The sequence below is a fragment of the Algibacter sp. genome, assembly GCF_049667265.1.
In the GTDB taxonomy this organism is placed as follows: domain Bacteria; phylum Bacteroidota; class Bacteroidia; order Flavobacteriales; family Flavobacteriaceae; genus Algibacter_B.
Genome location: NZ_JBATHX010000154.1, coordinates 1 through 4,898, shown reverse-complemented (window position 1 = coordinate 4,898; position 4,898 = coordinate 1). Strand labels below are relative to the sequence as shown.

The window sequence follows — 4,898 nt, the reverse complement described above, 5'->3', positions numbered from 1 at the left end:
AATATCACTAGCCTTTAGCTTTGTATAATCTTTTGTGGCCTGATACACCATTTCTAAACGTTGGTGATTATCAAGCAAGCTACTTTTCTTTTTAAAAGGGTTATGTGGTGTAACAACAAACCAAATTTGATCTAAATCGCTATATTCTGCCATGTAGTTGGCAATAACCAAATGCCCAATGTGAATAGGGTTAAACGAACCAAAATATAAACCGATTTTCATGTTTAAGAATTTATGAAATCATCAACTTTTTGTTCAGCTTCGGCAAGTGCTTTTTCCAAATTATCATTAACTATTATGGTGTCGAATAATGGTGCAGTTGCTAATTCGGCTGATGCTTTTGCAACACGCATATTTATTTTATCGGCACTTTCTGTTTTACGTTTTTTTAATCGAATTTTTAATTCGTCAATACTTGGTGGTTTTACAAAAATGGCTAGTGTTTCTTCTGGGAATTTCCTTTTTATTCTTAGGCCTCCAGAAACGTCAATATCAAAAATAACGTTTTTGCCTAAAGCCCAAATACGTTCCACTTCTGTTTTTAAAGTGCCATAAAAATTATCTCGATACACTTCTTCCCACTCTAAAAAGGCATCGTTTTTAATGTTATTCTTAAATTCTTTTGCTGAAAGAAAGTAGTAATCTTTTCCGTGTACTTCCTCGCCTCGTTTTTCTCTGGAAGTTGCCGATATGGAAAACTCTAAGTTTAATTTATCCCTACCTAGCAAATGCCTAACAATAGTAGTTTTTCCTGAACCGGAAGGTGCTGAAAACACGATGAGTTTACCTTGTTTTTTATTTTCTTTCACTATAATAATATATCTTTTTTACTGAATACTGAAATTGTTTTCTGAATTATAGTACATTCAATAACTGTTCCTTGATTTTTTCTAACTCATCTTTCATTTGCACAACAAGCTGTTGCATGGGTGCGTAATTACTTTTAGAGCCAATGGTATTAATTTCTCTTCCCATTTCCTGACTAATAAAACCTAGTTTTTTACCGTTAGACTCTTTTGAGTTTATGGACTCTGTAAAATAGTTTAAATGGTTTTTTAAACGTACTTTTTCTTCCGTAATGTCAAACTTTTCAATGTAATAGACTAATTCCTGTTCAAACCTGTTTTCGTCATATTTCTCCCTAAGTTCTTGAACGCCTTTTAACAAACGCTCACGAACACCTTCAACACGTTCAGGATCCATAGCTATTACTTGGTCTAATATGTTTTCAATAGAAACTACACGTTCGTTAAAATCTTGCTCAAGTACTTTACCTTCATCAAGTCTATGATTGTTAAGATCTTCAATGGCTTTATTAATTTCATCTTCAATAATTTGCCATTCATTTTCATCAATTTCTTCTCTCACCGTATTCAAAGCATCTGGAAAACGAACAGCCATTTTAAGTAAATCCAAATCATCACCATCAGCAACTTGTCTTAATTGCTTCATATATTGCTTAACAACAGGCGTGTTTATTTGTGTTGATGTGTCTTCAGCGGTAGCTTCCACATAAATTGAAAAATCTATTTTTCCACGCACCAGTTTATCTGCCAATACTTTTCTTATTGCTAATTCTTTTTCCCTGTAAATGGAAGGCATTCTAGCATTTAAATCTAAATTTTTACTATTTAAAGATTTTAGCTCAATACTTATCTTTTTTGTTGGTAATTGCAATACAGATTTTCCGTAACCTGTCATGGAATATATCATAAATGCTCGAATTTAAGTTATGCAAAGGTAATTAAAACCTAAAGATAGAAAACAGCGAAAATAGGTTTTAAAGCAACTTTTTTTTTCTGAATAAAAAAAGCCTTCATTAATTTAATGAAGGCTTTTGTACTCAAGGCGGGAATAACCATGAATTTATAATTAATTGTAAATCAGTAAATTATATTGTTATTTGATTTAATACTCACCGAATTACTCACTTTTTAATATAATTCTTAGTTTGAACTGTATGGGATATGCAAAATGCTTAGTGTTTTGATTGGAATTGGAATCATATTAATTACGAAACCACACTATTAAAAAGACAAAATCCTACTTGCTCCAGCTACTGAATAGTTTATTGTGAAGGTATATGTCTTAAGGTTAGCCATAAGGTGCGCAACCTCATTTTGATTAATCCATTTAATATCAATAGTTTTATCTGAAGTTTCGTTAATCCTAATAGTTCCTGAAAAGGCTTTTGAAGTATTTCTTAATCTTAAAAGTTTAAGTTGACGTTGTACTATATTACTTTTTATCCCTGCTTCAATATCATGTATTGCTAAAGTAGTTCTATTAATTTCTTTATGACCAGCACTTCCGCCTTTATCAGCTGCCTCATAATCATTTTTACCAGCAAAAATATCTAAATACCAAACCTGAGGAATCCCTGGCATAAACATTTGAATTGCTCTAGCTAGCAACAGCTTTTGTTCATCTTCTCCTAAGGCACTAAAAAATGTTGCATTAACTTGGTAATAAGAAATCTTTTTACCAGATGGACCATAAAGGTTTTTTACCCGCCCACCACGTTCCATGATTTTACTCATGATGTTTTCTATTTCGTCATCTAAAAGCAAGCCTTTATTATAAACACCATCAACTTCTTTTCCTTTTAAATCTAAAACAGGAATACCATCATGACAACCAAGCATATTAACAGTTTTGTAACCTTTATTTACTATTTCCTTCGCCCATGTTATTAATGCTTTACAGTTACCCGTTTCAATAGTATGAATGGTTAATCCGGGAAGGAAAAAATCATAAATATAATATCCTTCATTTGCAACCTCATCGTGCAAATGCAACCCATATTCAGCATGAATTTCTGGCAATAAGGTTAAATCATTTTTTTGAGCTATTTGTTTAATTTTTTCTAAATATTCCCAAGTTCCCGGTTTATTGAAAAAATTTGATTGTCCAATTTCTTTATGTAGATATGCAAAGGCATCCAATCTCAATATTTTTCCTCCAAAACCACTAACTTTTTCTAAAGTTTCTTCATAAAAATCCCAAACCAGTTCAGACTTCGCATTGACATCCATTTGGCCTAAAAAACTTTTATCGGCATTCACTTTCTGATAAAAAGTATTCCAGTAAGGTTTTTCTGTTCCGTCAGGGAAAGGCACTTTTAATATCGGTAATCCAGACTTTCTCATAAATAATTTATTAAGAAATTCTTCTTTTGGAACTATTACACCGTCATCGCCCATGATACCATTACCTTCCCAAAAGGTATTCCAATTGATAAAAAAATCCTTGTACTTTGACTGATTACCATACTTTAATAAATCTTTAAACTGAGGAGATGCTACTGATAAGTGGTTTAAAACAATATCAAATTTTAACTGAATATCTAAATCTTCTAAAGCTTTTAAATCGTCTTCAGAAACTAAATCCTTATTAATATTATAATCAATTACAGAAAAACCTCTATCTAAATCGCTATTAAAAAACGTTGGAAGCACATAAAACAATGAAAAAACATCCTTGAATTCTGGCATTTTTAACATAGTAATTGTGTCACTCAAATTACTACCAATGCTGTCTGGATATGCATTAAGCATGACACCATTATTGATTTTATTTTCTTTTGACATTATTTAAAAGTTTACAATAGTTCTGATAAAATATTGATATTATCTGGTAATCTTCCAACATTTTGAAGCTTTAAAGCAGCCAATTGCAAAGCTACTTCTAAACATTTTTCAACTGGTTTATTTTTAATGTGAGCGAATAAAAACCCAGACCAAAATGCATCGCCAGCTCCAGTTGCATCCTGCACAACATCTATTTGTATTGCTGGCAATTGAATAACATCTTTCCCTTTTTGAGACAACTTAACCCCTTTACTCCCCATGGTTAAACACACCGTATCGACACCTTCTGAATGGAAGAAATCGAATATATCTTCGTGAGGCAACTTTTGCTCAAAAAGCCTAAGCATGTCATCTTCACTAATCTTAACTAAAGGATTAAATTTACAATACGATTTTATAACCCTAAGCGCTTCTTCTTGGCTATGCCATAGTTTTTTAGCATAATTTACATCGATGCTTAATTTGCACCCCAAATTAAATGCTTCTTCTGCCTTTTTTAAAATAGTAGTTTGTGCAGGGTTTTTACTTAAAGCAAAACAGGTTGTGTGATATATATTTGTTTTTGAAAGTAAGTCTGTTGAAATTTGCTCTTCTAAAATATAAGAATCTGCTTTCCTAAAAGGAATAAAATCTGGTGTACTGTCAGTCCTAGAGACAAAAATAACACTTGTGGGTTTTTCATTAATCATTTTGATATGATTAGTATTTACCCCAACTTCATTCAATCTTTTAAAAATATACTCTCCAAAACCATCATCTCCAACTGTTGCTACCATTACGGATTTCAATCCTAATCTTGCTGAATTCATGGCTACATTTGCTGGCGACCCACCTAAATATCTGTGATAATCTCTTGTATTATTGATAAGTACGTCTGTTTGATGTCCAATAAAATCAACAAGGACTTCGCCAACACAAAGAATGTCAATATCTTTATTATTATTATTTTTCAAAACTATTTTCTTTTCTTAATTATAAATTAGTGTGCGCCATCACTAGGAATCACAACATTTTCATCTTCATCAATAGATTCTGGTTGCTTGAGTCGAAAAGCTAAAACACCTGCTATGATAAAAAATACACCCCCAAATAATATGGCATTAATTGCACTATTACCTAATAGGTTTTTTACAATAGGTCCAAATGTTAATGTTTGAATACCCATAGGAATAACAATCATCATATTTAATATCCCCATATAAACACCACGTCTTTCTTGAGGTACTATTTTAGACACCATAGAATATGGAATACCCATCATTGCCGCCCAACCTATCCCAAATAAAATCATTGGTAAGATAACCAAAA

Annotated in this window: 5 protein-coding genes and 1 pseudogene; all 6 read right to left on the bottom strand. The window is 31.9% G+C overall.

The features are described from left to right. Nucleotides 1–222 (bottom strand): nicotinate-nicotinamide nucleotide adenylyltransferase (locus WBN21_RS05740; RefSeq protein ID WP_424198333.1); only part of this gene is annotated, 222 nt, incomplete at its 3' end. 2 nt (nucleotides 223–224) lie between these two features. After that, nucleotides 225–809 carry a guanylate kinase gene (gene gmk / locus WBN21_RS05735; RefSeq protein ID WP_424198331.1) on the bottom strand — a complete coding sequence of 195 codons (585 nt, stop codon included), beginning with the start codon at nucleotides 807–809 and terminating at the stop codon, nucleotides 225–227. Between the two features lie 46 nt (nucleotides 810–855). Next, entirely contained in the window at nucleotides 856–1,713 is an 858-nt protein-coding gene (locus WBN21_RS05730) for a YicC/YloC family endoribonuclease (RefSeq protein WP_424198329.1), read from the bottom strand. Nucleotides 1,714–2,027: 314 nt separating this feature from the next. Continuing rightward, nucleotides 2,028–3,590 carry a sucrose phosphorylase gene (gtfA, locus tag WBN21_RS05725; protein WP_424198327.1) on the bottom strand — a complete coding sequence of 521 codons (1,563 nt, stop codon included), beginning with the start codon at nucleotides 3,588–3,590 and terminating at the stop codon, nucleotides 2,028–2,030. A gap of 11 nt (nucleotides 3,591–3,601) precedes the next feature. Next, complete coding sequence (locus tag WBN21_RS05720) at nucleotides 3,602–4,543, bottom strand: carbohydrate kinase family protein (RefSeq protein WP_424198325.1); 942 nt, start codon at nucleotides 4,541–4,543, stop codon at nucleotides 3,602–3,604. A gap of 26 nt (nucleotides 4,544–4,569) precedes the next feature. Then, a pseudogene (locus WBN21_RS05715) lies at nucleotides 4,570–4,898 on the bottom strand (MFS transporter); the annotation flags it as partial.

Excerpts from the sequence above, each read along its gene's own strand:
- gtfA (WP_424198327.1), bottom strand. The coding sequence starts at position 3,590 with ATGTCAAAAGAAAATAAAATCAATAATGGTGTCATGCTTAATGCATAT.
- WBN21_RS05730 (WP_424198329.1), bottom strand. The coding sequence starts at position 1,713 with ATGATATATTCCATGACAGGTTACGGAAAATCTGTATTGCAATTACCA.